We start from the raw sequence: 23,726 nt of genomic DNA, 5'->3' as shown, positions 1-23,726 counted from the left end.
TAAATATATGAAAACACTTAAAGGTGTCATCGTTGGTTTGAGTTTGATGTTGGCCGTCGCGTTCACCGTGTCGGCACAGACGAATCTGACCGCGCTTGACGGCTCCCGCGTGAACGTCGAAGGCCAGGCCGGAAAGGTTGTCGTCATGGCGATCGGTGCGAGCTGGCTGCCGCTTTCGGATAAGCAGGCTGAGTTTACAAACGCACTGGCCAAGAAATATGCGGGCAGGAATGTAGTTTTCTACTTCATCGCGACCGATTCATTGAACGCTAAATCGAAGAATTTCGCGGCCAATGAGGCGATCCTGAAATTTGCCACTGAAAACAGACTGACCGCGACAGTTCTGAGGGATTCGGATGGAGCGGCGACGTTCAAGAAGTTCAACATAGAACAGGTTCCGTCGTTCGTCGTCCTCGACAAGAGCGGCAAGCAAGTGGGCGACCCTTTCGGCGGTATCGACCCGAAATACGACATCACGATCCCGATCTCAAAGGTGATCGATAGGCTGCTGTAATTTTGTAACCATTGATGTTTCAGGGTGTAACACTTTTTAGGTGTTACACCTTTTTCATTAGCGAATAGACCAGGCTGATCGGCAGGCCCACGACGTTCCAATAATCGCCCTCGATTCCCTCTATAAACAACGCCGCCTGGGCCTGAACGGCGTATGCCCCGGCCTTGTCGAGCGGATCTCCTTTTTCGGCCAGGAACGTGATCTCTGCTTCGGACATCGCGGTGAATTTCACTCGCGTACTCTGAATTCCTGACCGCGTTTCACCGTTGTCAACAACGGCAACACCGGTCAAAACCTCATGCCAATGCCCGGAAAGCATCGATAACATTCGCTTTGCATCATCTAGATCGAGCGGCTTGCCGATTATCTGACCGTCGATAACGACGGTTGTGTCGGCCCCGAGAACGATGCTGCCGGGATAATTCACGGCGACGGCCTTGGCTTTTTCACGGGCCAGGCGGACGACGTAATCGGCGGGAAGCTCGCCCACCCGCTCCGTTTCGTCGATGTCGGCGACGTGTTTGGTGAATTCCCAGCCGACGGACGTGAGTATCTCGGAACGTCTCGGACTTCCCGAGGCGAGGATCAGTTTTGGCAGTTGTATCATCTGTTTTGGGGCGTTTAGCTTTTCGAAGTGTTCTCGACTAAAATGATAGTAGATTGACGGTAAATGACAAATGGAACAGCTTTTTGGTGCAATTCCAACGGTAATCGGCGGACTTGAATCGCACGATAAAGTTACCGAAGCTGTGGTGTTTGCGGCGTGGTCACGCTGTGCCGGCGAGATGCTTCGCGAGCGGACCGTTCCGATCAGTTTTGACAAAAAGCGTCTGACGATCGCCGTCGCCGACAAAACTTGGCAGCGGCATCTAGAGGAACTCAGCCCGCAGATGATCGCTAAGATCAATGGGTCACTCGGACAGGGTACGGTCAGATTCATTGAGTTTCAAATTGATGAAAAGACCGTCAAAAAAGCATGCGAAGATCGTGTATCCGAAAGTAACAGCCGGTCAAATGCCGTCACTCCGGCACTTGCGAAGGCGGCATTGGCGATCGCTGACGAGAATTTAAGGAAACATTTTTTGGATGCTGCCGGAAGTTACCTGGAAAGGCAGAAAAATTCCTAATCTTTGGGTGGGAGATCTGAAATTTCCGATCTGAAACTTGAGTATCGTATGGACGTAAGAAAAGTAGCAAAACTCGCACATCTTGAGATCTCAGAAGCTGAGGTTGAGCTTTACACGCCGCAGATGGCGAACATCGTTAAATATGTCGAGCAGCTCAATGATCTGGATATCGAAGATATAGAACCGATGCTCGGCGGCTTGACGGATGAGGGCGAGGCGACGTTTACGCTGCGGGACGATGTTCCGGGCGGCTCGCTCGGCCAAACGGCGGGCCTATCGCAGGCTCCGTCGAGCGTTGCGGGGCATTTTCAGGTGCCGAAAGTCTTATGAGAAGAACGGCCAGTTGTCAGTGGTCATTGGTAAGGCGAAAGGCTTTAATCTGCCTGCTGCTTGCGGTCTGCTGCCAGTTAGCTTGCACGATCCCGAATCTCGAAAAGCCGCAGTGCACCGCGGGGCGTGATGTGGTGAAAAAGTTCTATTCGTTCCATTTCGGCACCGATATGGGCTCTTCACCCGAGAATCAAAAGAGGCGTGAACAGTATCTGACAAGCAGCTTGATCACCGAGTTGGCCGCCGCGGGTGAAACCAAGAAAGATTACTTCACCGCAACGGAGGATTTTCCGAAAGCATTCAGAGTCGGTGAGTGCAGGGTGAATTCGGATGAAAAGGTAACGCTGCAAGTCCTCCTTCTGTGGAGAAACGACGATCGAACGGAACAGAAAGAGGTAAGTGCCGAAGCCGTTAATGTCGACGGTAAATGGTTGATAAATAAGGTTTTTAATTGATAGATCATGTCGATTCGTACAAATACTGAAACAACTCTCGATAACGCCGAGAAACTCAATTCGCAGCTTAATTCGTTCCTCTCCATCGAGCGCGAACACGCACTGGCTCGGGCTGATTATCTGGAATCAACCACCGGTACACGATTAGCTGGCCTTGCGGTCGCAGTTAAGGACAACATCTGCACGAAGGGTTTGCGCACTTCGTGCGGCTCTCGCATCCTGGGTAATTACAAGGCCCAATACGATGCGACCGCGATAAAACGCCTGAACGATGCCGGAGCGATAATCGTCGGCAAAACTAACATGGACGAATTTGCCATGGGTTCATCAAACGAATCTTCGGCGTTCGGTGCGGCGAAGAATCCGTGGGATGTGACCCGCGTTCCGGGCGGCAGCTCGGGCGGTTCGGCGGTGGCGGTCGCTTCGGGTGTCGTTCGGGCGGCTTTGGGCAGCGAAACCGGCGGCTCGGTCCGTCAGCCCGCTTCCCTGTGCGGCATCGTCGGGCTTAAGCCGACCTATGGACGCATTTCGCGTTACGGGCTCGTCGCTTTTGCTTCTTCGCTAGATAATATAGGTATTTTTGGCCAAACCTCGCTGGATGTCGCGAATGTACTCGGCGTCATCGCCGGGCGCGATGAAAAAGATTCCACCTCGGCGGATGTTCCGGTTCCCGATTACGCGGCAGCGATAGATGCGGATATTGCCGGCAAAACTATCGGTATTCCAAGAGCACTTTTTGGTGACGGACTGGACGACGAAGTGCGTGAAAAAACGCTAGCGGCTATCGCCAATTTTGAAGCTCTCGGAGCCAAGACCCTAGACATCGAGCTTCCCTATGCCAAATACGGCATCGCCGTCTACTACATCATCGCGACCGCCGAGGCCTCGTCAAATCTCGCCCGTTTTGACGGCGTCCGTTACGGATTCCGTGCCGAGGATGCTCCCGAACTTCGCAAGATGTATTCCAAGACCCGCGAAGAAGGCTTCGGGGCCGAGGTCAAACGCCGCATTATGCTCGGAACCTACGTTCTTTCGAGCGGATACTACGATGCATATTACGCGAAAGCTCAGAAGGTCCGGGCTCTGGTAAAACGCGATTATGTGAATGCTTTCAAAAGCTGCGATGCAATATTGACGCCGACCTCGCCGTCGGTCGCATTCAAGATCGGCGAAAAGAGCGATGACCCGATCGCTATGTATCTGAGCGATATTTACACGGTTTCGGCAAATCTCGCCGGCGTTCCGGGAATCAGCGTTCCGTGCGGCTTATCGCAGGAAGGCCTGCCGATCGGCTTGCAGCTGGTCGGAAATTTCTGGTCCGAAGGCACCTTGCTCAATATGGCCCACAGATACGAGACGGCACATCCATTGGGTGCGAAGCCGGCGGTTTTCGCATAACGCAACCTCCTTTTCATCATTCTCAACAGTAAGAGGAAGTTTGAAAGTCAGAGTAAGAATCAGATAACCACGAAACAACACAAAAAAACACCAAAAGATCAATTCTTTTAGTGTTCTTTTTGGTGTTATTTGGTGGTTATTCTTTTATTGGTTTACTGAGCCAATCTTAGATGGGCGATATCGCGTCCCGGCGGCATGACGGGCATTCCAGTGCTCGGCAGGATGTTCTGCCAGCGATTATTATCGGCAAGGAGCCGTTCGATATCGGCGACCGGAAGCGGTTTGGAAAATAGATATCCCTGTCCGTATTCGCAGCCGAGGATGCTCAGTTGATGGAATTGGTGGATGCTCTCGATGCCTTCTGCAACTACTTTAAGCTTGAGTGCTTTAGCGAGAGCGATGACGGTTCGGACGATCTCGCCGTTCTCGGTATTTTCTTCCATCGCACTGACGAATGAACGGTCAACTTTCAAGAGGTCGATCGGGAAGCGGTGCAGGTAGCTAAGGCTCGAATATCCGGTGCCGAAATCGTCAATACTGACCCGCACACCCGTTTCTTTGATCTGTTTAAGCATCAGGATCGCCGTTTCGGCGTTGTCCATAACGGCGCTTTCGGTGAGCTCAAGCTTGAGGCTTTCAGGATTGATCCCGGTTTCCGCGATGACGGTTTGGATCTGCTCGACCAGTGCGGGATGCCCGAAGTGTTTACCGGATAGATTGACCGCGATGCTGAGCGGTTCTGAAAGGTTCGACCTGGACTGCCATTTAACGACCTGCGAACAGGCGGCATGCAGGATCTGAACCGTCATCGGAATGATCAAGCCGGTGCTTTCGCTGATCGGGATGAATTCGTTGGGCGGCACAAGACCGCGTTGCGGGTGGTTCCAACGAACCAATGCCTCAAATCCGCTGAGGGCCGCCGTATCAAGACTTATGATCGGCTGATAATATAGCTCAAATTCGTTCCGTTCGATCGCAAACCGCAGATCTGTTTCGAGCTGCAGGCGGGTCACCGCCCGGATATGCATTTTTTGGTCAAAGATAACGTAGTTCTCCTCGTTATCTTTTGCGTAGTACATCGCGATATCGGCGTCACGCAGAATGTCTTCTGCTTCCGGATATTTTGAATTACCATACGCGATACCGATCTTGGCACTCGTGAAAACCTGCCGCCCGTCGAGGGTGTAGGGTTCTGCCAGACGTCTTGCGAGGCGGTCAGCAAAAGCTGTCGCTTCCTCGCGGCTAAGCAGGTCAGTGAGAATGATCCCAAACTTGTCGCCGCTAAAGCGGGCCGTCATATCTTCCTCGCGAACGAGGCCGGAAAGACGCTTTGCAACGTTCTTGATAAGCCGGTCGCCCATCGAATGGCCGAGACTGTCGTTGATCGTCTTAAAGCTCTTGAGATCCAAAAAGAGAACAGCGAAATTGACCTCGGAATTCTCGCGGCTCTGCTGGAGCAGCCCTTTGAGGGTGTCCATGAAAAAGTTTCGGTTCGGGAGGCCGGTGAGGGCGTCGTGATAGGCGGCGTGGCGGAAATTCTCGTGGCTTTCCTGCAAAGCTTCACCGCTGCGTTCGAGTTCGGCAACATAATGCTGCAGTTCACCGACGTGCTGCTCAGCCTGCTCGGCACGCTCGCGTTCAGCCTGCTTTGCTTTCTCTACCGTTTTCTTGACATCCTCAACGAAGCGACGGAAAGTCAGGTAGATGATGCCAAAAAACCCGATGACCGCAGCAATGATAGTGATGTTAACCTGCTCGATCGACAAAGTAATATACATCACTCCAGCGACAACGGCTCCAGTTAGATAGATCATAACCGCGCTAAAGCAGTTCTCTGTCCACACCTTCCAGAACGATCGTTCCTTCTTGAGCGATGAGAACAAAGCGACGAAGATCGAGTTCACCAGGAACATCGAAAGAGCCATTACCGCAACCAGCCAGATGATCGCCGTCGGCTCGTTGCGTTGGCGGATCAACTCGACCGGAAGGAAAATAAAGGAAATGACCTTTGATGCCGCAAAAACTGCGATAGCCGCGAAGTAGGAATTCAGTACGATCGTCTTTGGCTTGATCGACACACCCTGACGAAGAATGTTGAGCGACGCGAGTGTCGTTTCGATCACTGCGATCAGGAGAGCGATCTCTCCTCCATAAAGAAGCATGGCCAGAATGACCAATCCATCAGAAATAGTGACGTGAATATTTACCCGAGGCAGTTGGATTCGTAGATAGCAGCTGCAGAAAACGGTCAGCACCGCCAACGTGATGACTCCGCTGTCGATCTGATCGCCGGAAATGCCCCGGAGAGCCCACACGACCGCCGCAATGGCGATCGGGGTAAGCAGGGCGATGAAGATGTTGATGGATCTTTCCTTAGACAACATTAGTAAAGGGTAGGTCTGCGACGTTTAGGCGGGCTATTTTAGGGCAAGGAACGTTCCCCTGCAAGGAGGAGAATCGGCCGGAGTTCGCCGGACAGAAACTATTATTCATTAAACTTTGTTATTTTTCAATAAAAATCTTTCAACATCATCTATTTTCTTTCGTTTGATCTCGGATTCTCGGTATTTGCGTGGAGAAGCGCGTGCTGAATGTGCAGCACGCGCTCTATCCGACGCACTATTTCGTCTAAGTTAGGACGAATCTCCAACTAGTGCATACAGGCCGTATTATCGCCGTTGACCATTGTTCGCAGGCTAAGTGTCATCGCCGCATCGCCGGTTATGATCCCGTCGCTGACCAGAATGCCGTCGCTGACGAGGATGCCGTCGGCGATCGGGCCGTAGTCGATCATGGTCGCGGAGCTGCTAAATAACATGCTCGACGGTCCGATCGATGTTCCGCGTGCGAGTGTCTGATAGCCATTCGGCGACATTCCGTTTGCAAGCAGGACACCGTCGCTGACGAGGATGCCATCGCTCACGAGTATCCCGTCAGAGACGAGGATGCCGTCGCTCACGAGGATCCCATCACTCACAAGAATACCGTCACTCACCAAGATACCGTTGCCGTAGATCTTCTGATATTTCATTATCAGATCGGTCCCGGTCATTGTTCCGTATCCGGCAGCCATGCCGCCTGACCACTGAAAGCGGGTTCCCGCGATGGTCGTGAAATGATCGGGGATCGTGCTGGTCGTCAGCATCGGCGTACTGACAGGTGTCGAAGTCGACATATCCTGACGGATCAATTTAGCAACGCGAACGGCTCCCTCGATATTGAGCTCTCCGGCTCCCTGCTCCAGCATATTGAATCCGGCAAGGGGCTGTGCCGTATATTCGAGGAGCATCTTGACCATGTTCGGCGTCAGTTTCGGATTTGCCTGCAGAAGGAGAGCGGCTGTACCGGAAACGATCGGAGCGGCCATTGAGGTACCGGAGAGGTACATCATCGTGACTTCATCGCTGCCGGAGTTGGTCGGACTTACCTTTAGGCCAGGATTTCCTCGAAGGATCTCGCTGTTCTTGCCGATCGCGGAAATGAGCTTGTTGCCCGGTGCGACGAGGTCTGGTTTGATCAGGTGGTCATAAACCTTTTGACCGGTCGTGTTCGTGTAATACGAGCGTGTCGGGCCGCGCGAGCTGAATGTAGTAACGCCGTCATCGTCGCGGGCGTCTGTACCGTAAGTATTGGCGGCTCCGACCGTGATCACTGATGGATCATTGCCCGGCGAATGGATCGCACCATACATTTTCTGTCCGGCTGCATTCTTACCGTTGTTACCGGCGGCGGCAACAACCACGATACCTGCGTCAACCAAGCGGCGAGCGGCACGGCAGAGTGGATCATTTCGCCACGATTCGATTGCCGGTGTGCCGAGACTCAGGTTGACGACCTTGATATTGTATTGCTGGCGGTTCGCGAGAACCCAGTCCAGGCCCTGAATGAGCGATGCTGACGTACCCGTTCCATTAGAGCCAAGGACGCGGACGTTGATGAGATTGGCATTAGACGCTACACCGCGATATTCGAGCAGTTCAGTGTTCGTTCCTTTGCCGCCAGAGATCAATCCGGCCACGTGAGAGCCATGGCCATAGGGATCTCGGTTCGTGCTCGATCCGCCATTGTTTGTAAAGTCAACATTCTTAACCACGCGGTCGCTGCCCAGGTAGCTGATCGAATCCGCGAACGACCTATGATCTTCAAAAATGCCAGAATCGAGGACGGCGATGCCTATTCCGGAACCATCCAACTGACCGCTCAGAGTATTGATCACGCCGCCAACAGCAACTGTATTATTCAAAGCACGTACCTGCGACACGCCGGTGGTTGTTTCGATGTGTCCCAAAACTTCAACCTCGCGTTCGAGCGAAAGGTGTTTTGCATTCTGCAGAGCCGCGACCTGTTCGGCAGCACGCACGGGCAGGTCGATGAACATCATATCCATCGCGGCCGCACGGTCGCTGATCACAACACCGTTCCGCCGGAGTACGCTCAGTAAATGTGGATTGTCTATATCATCCGATTGGAGAATAACCTTGACGGTCCTATTCTGATCGGCACCATTTACGAGTTCTCTCAGGTCTGGCGAAAGCTTATCGCCAACAAATGAATCTTCGCCGCTGTCCTCGGAAAATTCGACACGTTCGAATTTCGACCGGAGCTTTGCGTCGCCAGCGATCTGACGTTCAAAGCTCGCAGCGTCGGCGGCGCTCAGGATCTGCATCTTGCCGGCCGAAAGAGTTTTATATAGATCGCTGGCGACCTTTGCGCCAAGCACGGGCGTTTCTGAAGAAAAGCTAGCTATGTCATCGAGGTAGATGACCATCTTGCCCTTCGCCGCTTCGACCGCGGAGAGTATCCCTTTCAGGGTGCGGTCAAATGTATCCTGGTCCTTAGCTGCGGTAAATAGAGCATTCCAATTGATCCGGAAGAGCTTTTTCCCTTTGTTTTCGGCGAGCCGTGTAGCGACATCTTGCAGCACGATCTCTCGCGTGTATCCGAATTCGTCGATCAGAACTGCATTCTTCGTCGTTTTGGCTGACAGAATATGTGCGATCGACTGGGCTTCTTTGCTGTAACTACGGCTGGCGTCGATGCTTCCCGATACCTCGGTAAGATATGCGGCAAAGTCAGGAACTTCGATCTGGGCTGGTGTCGCCTTCGCCTGTTCCTTATTACCCGCATTCTGGCCAAAGGCCAGTGTCGAGAACAGCAACGTGAATATCAGCAGATATGCTGTTGCCATTGGACGTCGTCGGTTATTCATATATAAGCCTCCTGAGGCGAAGCGTCCAAATTGTTGGAGCTTTGCCACGGCCCTTATTGGCAACGCCCGTGCCAAGGATCGCGGAAGCGCTCAACTCACCATGTTTACTGGGTCTTTCTGCAAACAGAGGAAGAGCGCTTAATGTATCGGCGACTGAGATTCGGTCAACCTGACCGAATTGTCCAGGTCAGATTGGAAGAAAAAAGGGCGAGGCCGCTGATCCGGCATCGCCCTAATCGTTGTATTTACGAGCAGTTACTTGGTGATCCCAACCTGTGTCAGAGCATAAGCATACTCGAAAGCGACCTCTTTCAAACGGTCGTATCTGCCCGAGGAACCGCCGTGTCCGGCTCCCATGTTTGTTTTGAGCAGGACCACGTTCTTATCGGTCTTCATTTCGCGAAGTTTGGCAGCCCATTTCGCACCTTCCCAATACGGTACCTGACTGTCGTTAAGCGAAACCTCGATCAGCATGTTCGGGTAATTCTGCTTTTTGACGTTGTCGTAGGGTGAATATTGAACCATGTAATCCCACGCTTTTTTCTCGTTGGGATTTCCCCACTCGATCCATTCCTCGGTCGTGAGCGGAAGTGTGTCGTCGAGCATCGTATTCATCACATCAACGAACGGCACCTGAGCTATCGCCGCCTTGTATAATTCGGGAGCCTGGTTGACGACCGCACCCATCAAAAGCCCGCCTGCCGAGCCGCCCTGAATAACTAGCCGATCGCTCGCGGTGTATTTATTGGAAACAAGCCACTTCGAACAGTCAACGAAATCATTAAAGGTATTGAGCTTGGTATACATACGGCCGGCCTGACGCCATTTTTCTCCAAGCTCGCCGCCGCCGCGGATCTGAGCAATGCCGTAGATCATGCCGCGATCGACAAGGCTGAGACGTGCGGTCGAGAAATTCGGCGTCATCGAAATGCCGTATGAACCATAAGCGTAAAGCAGCATCGGAGCCTTGCCGTCGAGCTTGGTTCCCTTCTTCATCACAACAAGGATCGGAACCTTAACTCCATCGCGGGCCGGTGCCCAAACGCGCGTCGTTTCGTACTTTGTCTTGTCGTAGCCCGAAGGAATCTCCTGCTGCTTGAGAAGAGTACTCTGTCGCGTTACGAGGTCAAATTCATACGTCGATTGCGGAGTGATCATCGACGAATACGAATATCGGATCGTCGGCGTATCATACTCCGGATTGTTACCTAGGCCCATCGTGTAAACGGTCTCAGGCGTAGCAATGCGGGCACTCGCCCGGCGGGTCTTGCGGTCCATGACCTTGATGTATTCAATGCCATTCTCGACCTCGCTGACAACAGCGTAATTCTTGAAGAAGCTGATGCTCTCAACCTTGATCTCAGCATTGTATGGGATAAAATCCTGCCAGTTCTTCTCTGACGGATCTGCTGCCGGGGCCTTTACGACCTTGAAATTCTCAGCGTCCTTGTTCGTCCGGATGTAAAACTCGCCCATGTCAAAATTGGCGTCGTACTCATGGCCCTCGCGGCGAGGCGTGACGATCTTCCATTCGCCGTTGGGATCATCAGACGGGAGATAGCGATATTCGGTCGAGGTTTTCGCACCGGAGCCGATGAACAGCATCTTACCGTCACGCGAACGCCCGACCCCTACGTTGTAAAGTACATCCTTCTCGTTGAAAACCTGAACAGGCTTGCCCGACCCGAGTACATGTTTCCAGACAAGATCTGAACGTTTTGAAACGTCGTCCTCAGTGCCGAAAAACACGGTCTTGTTGTCCGGCGTCCAGACAAAGCTCGTCACACGCTCTGCCTTGTCAGTCAGGATCTGCCCGGTTCTGAGGTCCTTGAACTGCAGCGTGTACTGCCTGTAACCCGTGGTATCGGTCGAAAACGCGAGGATATTTCCGTCGTCACTGACGTCAAATTCGCCGATCGCGAAATACTTCAACCCTTTTGCCATCTCGTTCTGATCGAGAAGAACGACCGCATCGCTTCCGTCTTTGGCTTTGCCGCGAAGATAGGTCGGATATTGTTTGCCTTCCTCGGTCTTGGTGAAATACCACCAATCACCTTTTTTATAAGGAACGCTCGTATCGGTCTGCTTGATACGGTCCAGCATTTCCTTATAAAGCGAATCAACGAACGGTTGATGCTGGCCCATGAAGGACTCAGTGTATTTATTCTCAGCGTTCAGGTAGTCGATAACGGCCGGATCCTTCTCTTTATTCCTGTCACGCATCCATGCGTAATTGTCGGTTATCTCGTAACCATGGATCTTGAGGACCTTCGGAACTTTTTTTGCGACTGGTGGTTTCATATCTGTTTGGGCAACGATCACCGTATTACCGATCACGATGATGATGAATAAAAAAGCTATCGAGAGCAATCCTTTCATATAATGGCGAACTCCTTATTTCACTGTGTTTTCCTGCTTCCTTATACGTCATATTCTATCTGGTTGTTTCGCGGCAAACAAAAAGGCCCCGCGGTAAACGGAGCCTTTCGTTTCGGAAGATAAAGGATGATCAATGTTCGTGCTCGAAAACCTCGTCTTCGCCCGCCGGACGCGGTGGTCCGGGAGCGGCACGGCCAATGCCGAGACTGTCGAAGTTCAGGATCGCATTGAATAGCAGTGAAAAGCTGCCATGCGTCTGGTGCCGCCACATCGGATTGTTCGCGAACATTACAACGTGGCCCTTTCCAACGGGAACGTCAACGACAGCAGCCTTTCCGGCAAGTTCGGCACCGCCGGCCAGCATTCCGCTAACAAGCAAGTCTCTTTCCGCTGCAGCGAATCGCAGAACAACACGCGGCTGTGACGCCGCCGGTGGAGTCTGTCCCTGACCACCGCCAAATCCAGCTCCTCCACCAGCACCGGGTGTAGGCGGAGCATCAGGTTTGCGGCCCTGAACAACGTCAGGGTCTGTTAGCGTTCCGCGGCCGGTTGGACGGCCAGCATTGGCACCTGGCCCTTGGCCGCCACCTGCCCCGCCACCAAATCCGCCTCCAACTTGTAAAATTGGCGACTGGTTAAAATAGACCGCGAGGCTCTCGTCATAGCCGTAAGCGATCGGGCTGCGGCGGTCGCTAAATGTCGTGCTTACAACAGATCCGCGAGCTTGAAGCTGAGTGGAATTCTGTATCGAAACACCGGAAACCATACCGAAATCGATCGGCAGCGAAGCGTTATCCGCCACAGTTACAAACAATCCACCAGCCTCAATGAACTGCTGCAGATTCGCCACGCCCCGAATCCCGAGACCACCCCGAATATCATCGGTCGTGTCAGGAGACATTCCCATATTTGGCGTCAATTCTGACCCTTTCCACGGGATCGGAGCTTCTGTATCACTGAATTTTGCCGTGCCGCGGACGAGGTTCTGGGCACTCGTGCGGATCGGACCGAGAATGATGACGTCATATTTCGAACGAAGATCCGCCATCCGTGAGACGTCCTGATCCGACACGTAATCATAAGGAATTCCCAGCCGGTCGAATTCGATGCGGTACCAGCCTTCGTCCTGGGTGTTGAGCCATGTATGAACAAGAGCTATGCGCGGAACGCCGACGGCGTGACTTGCGACATCGGGGATCTTATCAACGGCGGTTGCTGTTAGGCCGAGATCCGTGGCTTCTTTCGTGAGGCGAGCGGCCAGATCGGCCGGATTTCCTTCCGACTTGATTATGAAGGAACCAGGGTTATAGTTTTTGTCACCAACCTTGAAAGCAGCGTCCGCGACGGAGAATTTTACGTCCTTCAAACGATAGCGTAGCTGCGTGTTCGCACTCTCCGCATTGTGATTGACGACAAAACCAGCGGCTCCCGAACCTTCAACTTTTCCAGTGACTTTTGCCGGGCCATTGGTCATTGTCATCGCCGCATCGAGGATCTTTTCGTCTTTTACGCGAATGGTCTTCACGTTGCGAAGCGGCCCCAGCGTCCAACCCGTATCGTCATAAGGACGCGGGTCGTTGACGTTGTAATACTGCGTGTCGAGCAGCATATCCGCCATGCGCGAATATGGCTGATCCATCCTAACTACATAGCTGCCAGCCGGGAATTTGCCGTCTTTGGTATCGACCTCGCTGTTGAGTTTCTGAACCTCAACACCCTGCATTTTCAGTAAGTTAACGAGATCTGCGGCCTCGGTCGGACGCGTGTCGGACGACGGCAGAACGTATGCTGCCGGGCCTTCGGTCTTGCCCTTGGCGATCGAGCGTTTGCTTTTCAGATAGAAGTTGTTGAGGAATTTTTCCTTATTGTTCGCTACATAGTTCATCGCCAACAGCAAGGCACTCTGCTGCATGTTCACGTTGTTGCGAAGCGACCATTTCACACGCGGAAGCGGCGGATTTGGACGGAACCAGTCGCGCTGTGATTGTGCTCCGACAACACGGTCCTGAGTATCGGCACCGCCATTTCCGTAGGTTTCGTAGAAACGTCCGATCGAGTTATGGCCGTTAGCGACGTAGAACATGTAGTTCGGGGCCCAGCCGTCGTAAAATCCGTGTGTCCACACGCCGGGAACGCCGCGTTTTGTCATTTCCTCGATCTCGTAATACGCGAGGTCCTGCCATTCATTGATCACTATCGGATCGAGCCAAGCATTGTACGGCCCGGTTCCGGTTGAGGTGTAGAGGAACGGCACTGATTCGTGCAGATCGTGCAGCACTGTCGGATGAAAATCGAGGAAGATCGACATCTGGTTCCGCGTGAGAGCCAAAGCCATTCCCATCGAATCGCGGTTGTTATCGTGAGCGACATATTTGCCCCAATAAATAAGGCCCGGAGCCCGTTTTCCCGGATTTGCTTTACGGTAATTGTAGAGATCGACCATTGCGTCGCGGCCATCGACCTCGAGGGTTGGGGTGATCATTACGATCACATTTTTACGGATCTGTTGAATGAACGGCGTCTCCTCGACGGCGATGCGATAAGCCATTTCCATCAGCATTTCTGGCGAACCGGTCTCGGTCGAATGGATCGAGCCCGAGGCCCAATAAATAGCCACGCCCTCTGCAATTAATTGCTTTGCGATCTCATCATTTATCGTTCGCGGATCGCCGAGCTTTGCCGTTATCTCTTTGTATCGAGCTAGTTTAGCGAGATTCGCTTCGTCCGAAACGACAACCGTCATCTGCTCACGTCCCTGCTCGCTTTTCTCAGGAGCAAGAAAGGTTTTGACCCTCGGTGTAGCCTTTTCAAGCTCACGAAAATACCGATTCTGGTCCTTTGTATAGGTGAGTTTGTCAGGCGTTCCGACCGGATACCCGAGCACCTTCATCGGCGAAGGCACGGTGGCCGAAGCCGGCAGATGATCTACAAATTCGGTCAGGAAAAACTTCTCGGTCGTGTTCTTTAAGATCGAGTCAGTATATTCCTTATCAATAGCCTGCGGAGCCGCCGCTGGCGTAGGCTTACCTTTGGGTGTCTGAGCAAGCGCGGAGCCGCACAGAACGAACAGCATTAGAGCCGAAACGAAACGCTTCATTGATGATCCTCCGTCGTTGGATTGACGATAAATTTAGTTAGAATTTCAGTTGAAATTGGTACGCGGAAATTGTATCAGACAATCTGCTCGTTACATATTTGTCCGAAATATTTTTGTGCGAAAGCCCGGCTTTGGTCGAAGTATTTACCACCTTATCGACCTACAAACGGTAAGTTTGGTAGAGGTATTTACGAGATTGGTCGAACGTCTTTTTCGGCAAAATTCGGCAAAGATCCGGCACTTTTCAGCCATTTCACCCAAAATTCCGACCCCCACCGCCGCCAAAACCACCACCCGTTCCACCGCCGCCAGCCGCCGCCGAAAAACTCACTCCGCCGCGAACCGGCGCCGTCCGCCGCCTCCCGCCGGATAGAAGCAAAAAATCCAAGATTCAAAAAGCTTGACGCAGTTGTCAACCTTTGTTAGAGTTCCTCGTAAATTCAAGGCCGTGTTCAAAACATCTGCGTCGATGAAAATATCCCGCTTGACACAGTCAAGGACCTCTTAAGCTACTCTCACGGATAAATAGTATGAAGAGACGCCTATCAATTTTCGCTCTAGTCATTGTCGGTTTTGTCGTTGGCGGTTTGTTTTTGACGACTCCTCTGCAGGCACAAATTCGGACAATCAGCCCTGAGGCGATTAGGCAGATGGAGTCCTTAGCCTACGAGAAGAGGTCACGCACTCCCGCCCAAAGGAAAATAGATTCGAATCTTCTATTCACGATAAAGATGGAGCGGAAGGAAATGATTGCCGACGGCATTCCGACGCTCGAAACAGGATTGACGGCCGACGATAAAGGCTACATCGAAGTTGAGATCACAGCCAACGTGACTGCAAAGCTGATGGAGGAATTAGAGCGGACCGAGGCGGAAATCATTGCGTCTCTCCCGGAGTATCGAAGCATTACGGCTCGGGTTCCTATTGCCACAATTGAATCATTAGCCGCAATGGACGAGATTATTTTTATCATGCCCAAACAGGAGGCGATGCTTTCACAGAAGGCGGAAACTCCAATTCTAAATTTGGCAAATTTGAATGCTTCCGTTTTCGATGACATTTTGACGATTGAACCTTCTTCAAATGTCGAAGAACGAGCAAGGAACGTCAGAAACTTTATTTCATCAAATTTTTTTAACGATTCGCGACCGGAAACCGGGAGTGTTACTTCGCAAGGTGATGTTACGCATCGATCAAATATTTTTAGATCGGCGACGGGATTGAATGGGGCCGGAATCAAGATCGGCGTGCTATCTGACGGTGTAAACACGCTTGCAGCCAGACAGGCCACCGGCGATCTTCCTCCGGGGGTTACCGTTTTACCAGGCCAGGCTGGCTCTGGTGACGAAGGTACCGCCATGCTGGAAATCGCTTACGATATAGCCCCGGGAGCGCAACTCTATTTCGCAACCGCAAAGCCGTCACCAGCTCAGTTTGCTCAGAATATTCGCAATCTACGAGCGGTCGGCTGCAATATAATCATTGACGATTGGAGCTATTTTGGGGAAACGGCTTTTCAAAACGGTCAGACGGCAAACGTTAATTCCAACACAAACAGCGGTGTTGTGGTTCAAGCGGTCAACGATGTGACCGTAGGATCGCAAGCCGGGGCACTCTACTTTTCTTCGGCCGGTAACTTTGGCAACAAAAATGACGATACCGCTGGTGTTTGGGAGGGTAATTTTGTTGACGGCGGTAACGCTATTGGTATTCCAGGCAATCTTCACAACTTTGGTGGGGCTATTTTTGACACCATCACTGCCTCCGCTAGCGGTACCAATCCTATCGTCCTTCAATGGTCTGATCCATTGGGAGGGTCTGGGAATAATTACGATCTTTTCGTATTAAATAGTGCGGGTACACAGATATTGGCGACGTCTAATAATCTGCAAAACGGAACTCAGGATCCAATTGAATGGGTACCAAATACTGTAAATGTTGCGGACAACTTAGTCGTTATTACGAAGGTTTCTGGCTCTGGTCGTTTTCTTCATTTGAACACAAATGGAGGAAAACTTGCGATTTCAACCTCGGGGGTAGTTTTTGGTCACAATGCTGGGCTTAATACCATCAGTATTGCCGCGAGTCCTGCGGCTTCCCCTACTCCGGGCGGCCCGATAGGCCCGTTCCCAAATTCATTTAATTCGAGCAACCAAGTCGAACGATTCAGTTCTGATGGTCCGCGCAGAATTTTTTACAATGCCGACAGCTCTCCGATAACGCCCGGCAACGTGTCTTCAACGGGTGGACAATTGCTTCAAAAGCCTGACATCACAGCGGCGGATGGAGTTACGACGACTACGCCAGGATTCAGCCCATTCTTTGGAACCTCCGCGGCTGCACCGCACGCCGGAGCACTTGCTGCTCTTCTGAAATCTGCCTGCCCATCGTCAACTAACGCACAACTTATCAATGCAATGAAATCTACGGCAATTGATATTGAAGCGGCGGGTACCGATAGAGATTCTGGTGCGGGTATTTTTATGCCGATTCCGGCACAAGCGGCTTTGTGTAGCCTTCCTTGTCCTACTACAGCCATTTCTGTCGGACAGGTGATTAACGGTTCACTGACAACTTCGGACTGTGTCTTTTCCGGAACAACACGATACGTTGATGTTTACACTCTTAACGGAATCAATGGACAAAACGGTAGTGTTTCAATGAATTCGACTGCCGTCGATTCATACTTATATATAGTCAATTCAAGTAATCAAGTGCTTTATCAAGACGACAACGGCGGTGGCGGCATGAATTCGCGCATTGTTTTCACATTACCTGCGACGGGCACATACCAAATCTATGCAACTTCTTCCACAGCCGGTCAGACGGGAAATTATTCTTTAACTTTAACTGCCCCAGCTCCGACGCCGACGCCTACACCAAATCCGACGCCAACGGTCACTCCAACACCTACGCCGAGCCCGAGCCCATCTCCTAGCCCGACCCCAGTTGTTTCCACACTGGAGGGGGACGTGGTGGATGCGAACGGAAACCCGGGCGGTGACGGTCTAATTCTGTCCAATGACGTAGCAGTTCTTCGACAGTTCGTCCTTGGCACGCGGGTTCCTGCTAACCAATCACAGTTTAATCGGGCCGACGTAAACGGCACTTGCGGAGACGGCAGTATTAATTCGGCCGACGTAACGGTGATTCGACAGTTTCTACTCGGAAATCTGACGCCATCGCCTACTTGTAACCAATTCAATAGCAGGCTCTTTCTGAGGAGTATATTTGGCTCTCATCGTTTCTGGGATCAGCAAACCTGATAATCGGAAGCGATCATCGAGACCTTGCCGTTTTTGAAGACGACGCGGGTTGTTCCGGGGCCTTCGCGATCGTTCATGGCGTAGAGCCAGATGGTTTCGCCGGTTTCGGGGTCTTTGTCGGTGGTGTATTTGCGGCCGTAGATCTTTTTTACGGTGGCTGGTGTGTCGCCGATCTTGATACCGGAAACGACGTAACCAGGAGCAGTCAATTCGAAGCCTTTGACCTCGAACGTTTTACCGCCTTTGCTGTCGCCATCCATCATGTAGAACGAAATGCCGGAGGCGTATTTGATCGACCTTTCATGCCCGCCGATGCAGCCTTCTTCTTTAGAGCCTTCGTCGGTGTCGGGCTTGCCAAGGGCTTTGACAACCTGGGCGTAGGTCGAGTCGAGGCCGATGCCTTTTAATTTGACCTTGGCGGGGTTAACCGTCTGAGCCGAGACCGAACCGGCGATCAATGTTAAAAAGACGACGATGGATAGTAAGGCTGGGATTCTCATATGATTTTGAGAATAAAATAGCACAAAACTGGAACGCCGGCATCCTGCCGGCAAGTTGTTGAATTTCAAAGGAAAAGGCCCAGGAAAATCCTGAGCCCGGGAACGCTGGCATCCTGCCGGCGTGCAAAAAGTGCCGGCAAGATGCCGGCGTTCCATTATCTGTCGCCGATCGCGACGTATTTCAGATCTCGGGCACCGATGTATTCGGCACGTGGGCGGATCAGTTTATTGTTGCCGTACTGTTCGAGGATGTGGCCTGTCCAGCCTGAGATACGCGAAACTGCGAAGATCGGGGTATAGAGGTCGAGCGGGATATTCATCAGATAGTATGTCGAAGCCGAGTAGAAATCTACGTTCGGGTGCATTCCCTTTTTCTCGAGCATGAGCTGCTCGATACGCTGCGACATCTCGTACCATTTGGTGATGCCGGTCTTGTCGGCCATGGTTTTCGAGAATTTGCGGAGCCAGGTCGCACGCGGGTCTTCGGTCTTGTAAACCGCGTGGCCGATGCCCATGATCTTTTTCTTGTGCTCGAGGGCATCTTCGACCCAGGCGTCGATCTTTGCCGGATCGTCGATCTCGATGAGCATTTTCATCACGTTGGTATTCGCACCACCGTGAAGCGGGCCAGCCAAAGCGGCGATACCAGCCGTGACCGCACCATACATATCTGCCAAAGTTCCGGCGACGACGCGCGTCGTGAAGGTCGATGCATTCAGCTCGTGATCGGCGTGAAGGATGAGAGCGATGTCGAACATTCTAGCTTCGTCAGCATCCGGCTTAACGCCGCGGAGCATGTACAAAAAGTTCTCAGCAATGCTAAGCGTGTGGTCAGGAGCAACAACTTCTTTGCCCTGACGAATCCGGTCCCACGCCGCAGCCAAAGTTCCGATCTGTCCGGTAAGCTTGATAGCCGCTTTGGTAGCGTTCTCGCGGTCGGTGCCGTGCCCGGCCTTGTCAAAAAAGTCGAGAGCCGAGACCGAAGTACGCAGAACATCCATCGGCTCAGCGTCTTTCGGGAACTGTTTCATCAAAGCGATGACCTCAGCTGGAGCTTCGTAGTGCTCACGAAGGTCAGCCTTCAATGCATCTAGCTCTTCCGCCTTAGGCAAACGCCCATTCCAAAGCAAAAAAACGACCTCTTCGAAGGTCGAATGCTCTGCCAGGTCGTGAATATCGTAGCCCTGATAAATAAGAATTCCCTGCTCGCCATTGACGTCGCCGATCGCACTTTGTGCCGCGACAACACCGCGAAGCCCTGCTGCACCTGCCGTAGTTTCTGTTGCTGTACTCATCTTAATGTTATCTCTTGATAAAAGTATCTAATCTCCAATCTTTGATTTTATCGAACCGCCCCATTTGTTACAAGCGCAGGGACCGAGTTGGTCTGACCAAATGTATCAAAAACTCGAAAAAAGGTATTCGCCGCTTCTCCTCGATCGGTTTCCGACTTTTTCACGTATTCGCAATTCCACCTATTCGTTTCAGAACAAAAAACGACCGGTTTGATCCGGCCGTGTTCTCTCTGAGTTGTTTTTATCTAGCTGCTATCTGATCTGCGTTTGATATGCCGTCTTGATCCGTAACTGCTGGTTGCGGGTGAGTTTGATATGTTTGCCGCGTTCGATCACGACGGCCCCGACGCCGAATGCGGCGCCGACTCCGGCCCCGACTGCGACACCGACAGGCCCGCCGACCACGCCGCCGATCAAGGCTCCGGCTCCGGTCGCTCCGCCGACCTTGAGAGCATCATTTTTCAGTGAACTCTGGCCGAGGGCCGTGCCTTCGAGATCAACTTTCTTAACGTTATCGCCTTTAACTGCAAGTACTTCCGTCAGGGTCGCTCCGAAGTTGCTCCAGCGGTTGTCGTCCAGAATAATGCGGTCAAATGTGAGCGAAAGCTCGCTGCGGCGTTTGATGCGGCCCGGTTTGAGGACCTTTGAAACGCGGCCTTCGACCATTGCTCCGGCGATCTCGGATGGTGAAACGATGCGGGCGGTGAATTTCTCGCCCTCGCGGCTCTGCTCCGTGCTGATGTCTTCCTGAAGTTCAAGTATCAATTCTGTTTCGCGCGGGATGATGATGATCGGCGTGCTATTCGACTGGTAATTGGTCGCAACCTGATCGACCTTTGCCGGCTGCTGATATGTAGGTTGGGTATTCTCGCTGTATCCGCCGTTAGAGGTTTGCACCGGTGCGTTGCTGCCTACCGTCGTTACATTTGAAGACTGGTTTTCGGCAAGCTGCGAATTATTGATGTAAACCGTTCCACGCTTTCTCAGGCTTGTCGGCAGGCTTGATTCGAACGAACGGCGTTCATAGCCCGTGTCGTAACCGGCTTCAAATCCCTGCTGATAGCCGTCGCGGTAATCTTCGATGGTTCCGTAATCCTTACTGTATGCACGGTCGGCCTTCGAGTAATCGTTGTGGCGGCTAAAATTCTTCGACGCACTATCTATCGTGTCGCGATAGCCCGACATGTAGCCATCCGAATATCCGGTGCGGTATCCACGCTGCAGAGCGACGCCTTCCTGTTTTTGTGTCTGAGCCAGAACCGGTGCCGTAAAAACGCTCGGCATAGCCATGGTCGTTAAAATAGTGCATAACGCGGTGACGCGTAGATTTCCACGAAACTTCATTATTATCTCTCCTGTAACTTGAGGCCGGATCGGCAAGAAATGTTGTACCTGCTTAAAGTTATACACTAATGCTTCATCTGATACAAGAACTTTTTGCTTAAGAATTGCTTAAGCAAAAAAAAGACGGCGGACCATCGGATCCACCGTCGGAGCATCATGAGGAGGGAACTTTTCTAAAAACTCTTACGGAAAAGATACGACATCCTGATAAAGAATGTTCGCCCGTTTCTGGTGAATCCTGGCTCGTACTGGCCGTTGAACGGGTTAAAGCTATTGCGGTTGAGATTGTCATTATAGCCCGCGTAAAAGGCCGTGCCGGGACTCGGCGTCCAGCCGAACAGGGCTTGGCCCGCGTAGTTCTTCTCGGTTCCGTCAAAATCGAGCCGGAATCGCGTGAACAGAAATCGCGTGAAATAATACGTCGAGCGAACACTGACAATATCCGAATCGTAAGAGCGGACCTTGTTGTCGTTACGTACCAAACGGCTCTTGGTGTAGCTAACCGAAACGCTGAGCGGATCGATCGGCGTTAATCTGACAAATAATTCCGCGTCACGCTGTGCACCGGGACCGGGATTCTGCAGTCCGGTAACAGGGTCGAAATAGAAATAATCGAATGAGTTAAGTATCGTCCCAAGGAAAAATCCGTAGCTCAACCGCTTGTTCGGCGTTTGCTCGAAATTTGTCGTAAAAACTTGCTGCCATGCCGATCGGGTTGGAGCACCGAGAAATGTGCCGAGCGGCCGCGTGGGCGAACGTTTAAGCCCAAACTCCTCTTCAAAGATCTTCTGGTAGGCGGTTTGCACACCTGCGTTTATGGACGTATTGCGAGCCAGGCTGATGCTTCCGTTGGTTTGAACATTCGCCGACGTCAGCTTGCCTTCCCAGTTATAATCAACGCCGCCCATCTGATTCCACTGGGCACGGATGATCTTTTTCTTCGAGTCCGATTTAGTTGAAAACCGGTTGAAGAAGAACATGAAATTGGTATTTGTCTGCCGTGTGAACCCCGAATCAGCCCGATAATATTTGCTTCTGCCGCCGGCTTCAAAAAACCAGCCGTGTGTTTCGGCGGAATAATCGAGATTCATGTAATAGCCAAGGCCATTGCCGGTCTTGTATTGATTGTATTTGCTGCCGAGAACCGTCACGCCGCCAAACGTGCCGCCGCCGCAGATGGCTTGATTCGATGCTGCCTGGATCGGATTCAGCGTCGGTTCGAACTCAGGGTCAAAGAAGCAGCGGCGCGAGGTCGTACCAACCACCTGAAACTGCCCGACCAGCTTCGGCGTGAACTTGATCCTGCCGTCGATCCCGCTCAAAAGATTCTTCTGCTCGGGGAAAGCTCGATAGGTCGCAAAAAAACCGATGTTGTTTTCGGAGCCGAAATCACGTTTTACACGGGCGACCGCAAACAGTGAGTTCTTATCGAGAAACTCATCGATACGCGGGCGAACATTCGGATCGTTGCGCTCGTTTTCGCTGTAGTTGCCCGGAGCGTTGTCCGATGCCGCGAGGATGCCGAATGACGTCTTACCCATTTTGCCCGTAAGTTTCAACGCGACGTCGGGATCGACGATGTTCCTTGAATAAAATACCTGCAGCGGCGAGTTAAAAATGTCTGCCCCTTCGAGAAAGAACGGGCGCTTCTCCTGAAAAAAGATCGGAAACCGCTGATTTGCCGTCACTACCGGAGCATCAGCCTCGATCTCGGCGAAATCAGGATTTATCGCGAGATCCAGCGTCACGCTCGGGTTGATCGTGTATTTCAGGTTAACGCCGATCTGCTTTTTGACCGGTTGATTAACAAATCTGCCGCCCGGAACTTCGTTAGCCTGAACCCGGCTCCCGGTCTCGCTGAGCGTGACGCTCGGCACGATCTCGAGCGTGCGTTCATACTTAATGTCATCAAGCCCGCTGATCTTGCCGTGCTGCGTGAGAAAGCCGGAAACATTGCGGTCCTCGGGCAGCCATTGATCGAATTCGTCATTGAACCGATCGATATTGCGTGCGACGTTAAAGCCCCAGAGCGTTCCTTTTCCTGTCTTGTAGCGAAGTGATTTGAAAGGTATCTTCGCCTCGACCGACCAGCCCCAGTCTTCGATCACGCCTTTCGATTCCATCACGATATCGACCGAGAAATCAGCCCCCTGGCCCTCAGTAAAAATACCGTCAGCCTGAATGCCGAGCGGATTGAATCCGATCACGTAGGCACGCCGGCGGTCATTGAAGGTGTCGAGCCACATGCGAACGTTGTCTTCGCTGAAAACGCTATCGCGTTTTGCGACGGTCGCCCGGATCTTGTCTTTGTCATCCCAGCATTTCCACGCGACGTAGAGATTCTTCTCGTCGTACATCATCATGAATTCGGTCGGTTTCGACGGTGATGTATTATTTCCGGGATAGGTCTGGTAAAAATCTTTGAAAACGGCTGCCTGCTTCCAGGCATCCTCGTCCGGCCGGCCGTCGATCACCATGCCCACAGCCATTTTTGGTATGTGCATCGGCCTCAGCTTTTCCGCCGGAACGGTAACCGCATTACCCTTGGGTGCTTCGGCCGTCTTGGGAGCTTCGCCGGATTCATTGCTCCGAGTTCCGCTGCCGTTAGTTTCCTGAGCGGAAACGCTAAGGATCGAGAGGAATAGAAATAGAATTATGAAAGAGATACTGCTTACGGACTTCATTAAAACACCTATTTATTGCTTTGGGGAAAATTCTAAGAATTAATGCAACGGAGCAATTGACTAAAACGATAGTTTAGTCAATAAGTTTCAAAAGAATTGGCGGCATGGAACGCATGCCGCCAGATCGA

The 23,726-nt window shown here is 52.1% G+C and carries 15 protein-coding genes; 6 read left to right on the top strand and 9 right to left on the bottom strand.

Annotated features, from left to right (window positions below; translation table 11 throughout):
• Positions 1-7 precede the first annotated feature (7 nt).
• Positions 8-514, top strand: coding sequence for a TlpA family protein disulfide reductase (locus IPG22_15315; protein ID MBK6589656.1), 507 nt, complete (start codon positions 8-10; stop codon positions 512-514).
• 43 nt (positions 515-557) lie between these two features.
• Here the strand turns inward: IPG22_15315 and maf are convergent, their stop codons facing one another.
• Positions 558-1,121: a septum formation inhibitor Maf gene (maf, locus tag IPG22_15310; protein MBK6589655.1), complete on the bottom strand. Its 564-nt coding sequence runs from the start codon at positions 1,119-1,121 to the stop codon at positions 558-560.
• Between the two features lie 70 nt (positions 1,122-1,191).
• Between maf and IPG22_15305 the strand changes: the two genes are divergently transcribed.
• From IPG22_15305 to gatA, 4 genes are read left to right on the top strand one after another with little or no spacing between them, the layout of a single operon-like run.
• Positions 1,192-1,641, top strand: a complete 450-nt coding sequence (locus IPG22_15305) for a DUF721 domain-containing protein (protein MBK6589654.1) — start codon at positions 1,192-1,194, stop codon at positions 1,639-1,641.
• A gap of 48 nt (positions 1,642-1,689) precedes the next feature.
• Positions 1,690-1,971 (top strand): Asp-tRNA(Asn)/Glu-tRNA(Gln) amidotransferase subunit GatC, encoded by a 282-nt coding sequence (gatC, locus tag IPG22_15300; protein ID MBK6589653.1) that lies wholly within the window; start codon positions 1,690-1,692, stop codon positions 1,969-1,971.
• Positions 1,968-2,426, top strand: coding sequence for a hypothetical protein (locus IPG22_15295; GenBank protein ID MBK6589652.1), 459 nt, complete (start codon positions 1,968-1,970; stop codon positions 2,424-2,426). Before gatC ends, IPG22_15295 begins: the two co-directional genes overlap by 4 nt.
• Positions 2,427-2,432: 6 nt before the next feature.
• On the top strand, positions 2,433-3,824 hold the full coding sequence (gene gatA, locus IPG22_15290) for an Asp-tRNA(Asn)/Glu-tRNA(Gln) amidotransferase subunit GatA (protein MBK6589651.1): 1,392 nt from the start codon (positions 2,433-2,435) through the stop codon (positions 3,822-3,824).
• Between the two features lie 152 nt (positions 3,825-3,976).
• Here gatA and IPG22_15285 read toward each other — a convergent pair whose 3' ends face one another.
• From IPG22_15285 to IPG22_15270, 4 genes are all read right to left on the bottom strand, one after another.
• Positions 3,977-6,208: an EAL domain-containing protein gene (locus IPG22_15285; GenBank protein ID MBK6589650.1), complete on the bottom strand. Its 2,232-nt coding sequence runs from the start codon at positions 6,206-6,208 to the stop codon at positions 3,977-3,979.
• Positions 6,209-6,474: 266 nt separating this feature from the next.
• Positions 6,475-9,033 carry a S8 family serine peptidase gene (locus IPG22_15280; protein ID MBK6589649.1) on the bottom strand — a complete coding sequence of 853 codons (2,559 nt, stop codon included), beginning with the start codon at positions 9,031-9,033 and terminating at the stop codon, positions 6,475-6,477.
• Positions 9,034-9,288: 255 nt separating this feature from the next.
• A complete protein-coding gene (locus tag IPG22_15275) occupies positions 9,289-11,412 on the bottom strand; it encodes a S9 family peptidase (protein ID MBK6589648.1) in 2,124 nt (707 codons plus the stop codon).
• Between the two features lie 130 nt (positions 11,413-11,542).
• Positions 11,543-14,509 carry a hypothetical protein gene (locus IPG22_15270; GenBank protein ID MBK6589647.1) on the bottom strand — a complete coding sequence of 989 codons (2,967 nt, stop codon included), beginning with the start codon at positions 14,507-14,509 and terminating at the stop codon, positions 11,543-11,545.
• A gap of 530 nt (positions 14,510-15,039) precedes the next feature.
• Here IPG22_15270 and IPG22_15265 point away from each other — a divergent pair.
• Positions 15,040-17,775, top strand: a complete 2,736-nt coding sequence (locus IPG22_15265; GenBank protein ID MBK6589646.1) for a S8 family serine peptidase — start codon at positions 15,040-15,042, stop codon at positions 17,773-17,775.
• Here IPG22_15265 and IPG22_15260 read toward each other — a convergent pair.
• From IPG22_15260 to IPG22_15245, 4 genes are all read right to left on the bottom strand, one after another.
• Positions 17,763-18,275: a hypothetical protein gene (locus IPG22_15260; protein MBK6589645.1), complete on the bottom strand. Its 513-nt coding sequence runs from the start codon at positions 18,273-18,275 to the stop codon at positions 17,763-17,765. The two genes, IPG22_15265 and IPG22_15260, sit on opposite strands and share 13 nt — an antisense overlap.
• A gap of 155 nt (positions 18,276-18,430) precedes the next feature.
• Positions 18,431-19,570, bottom strand: coding sequence for a citrate synthase (locus tag IPG22_15255; GenBank protein ID MBK6589644.1), 1,140 nt, complete (start codon positions 19,568-19,570; stop codon positions 18,431-18,433).
• A gap of 252 nt (positions 19,571-19,822) precedes the next feature.
• Entirely contained in the window at positions 19,823-20,914 is a 1,092-nt protein-coding gene (locus IPG22_15250) for a hypothetical protein (GenBank protein MBK6589643.1), read from the bottom strand.
• A gap of 173 nt (positions 20,915-21,087) precedes the next feature.
• On the bottom strand, positions 21,088-23,598 hold the full coding sequence (locus IPG22_15245; protein MBK6589642.1) for a carbohydrate binding family 9 domain-containing protein: 2,511 nt from the start codon (positions 23,596-23,598) through the stop codon (positions 21,088-21,090).
• Positions 23,599-23,726: the final 128 nt, after the last annotated feature.

Source organism: Acidobacteriota bacterium (assembly GCA_016703965.1).
Classification (GTDB): Bacteria; Acidobacteriota; Blastocatellia; order Pyrinomonadales; family Pyrinomonadaceae; genus OLB17.
The sequence above is the reverse complement of the archived record's forward strand: the minus strand, read 5'-3'. Positions and strand labels throughout refer to the sequence as shown.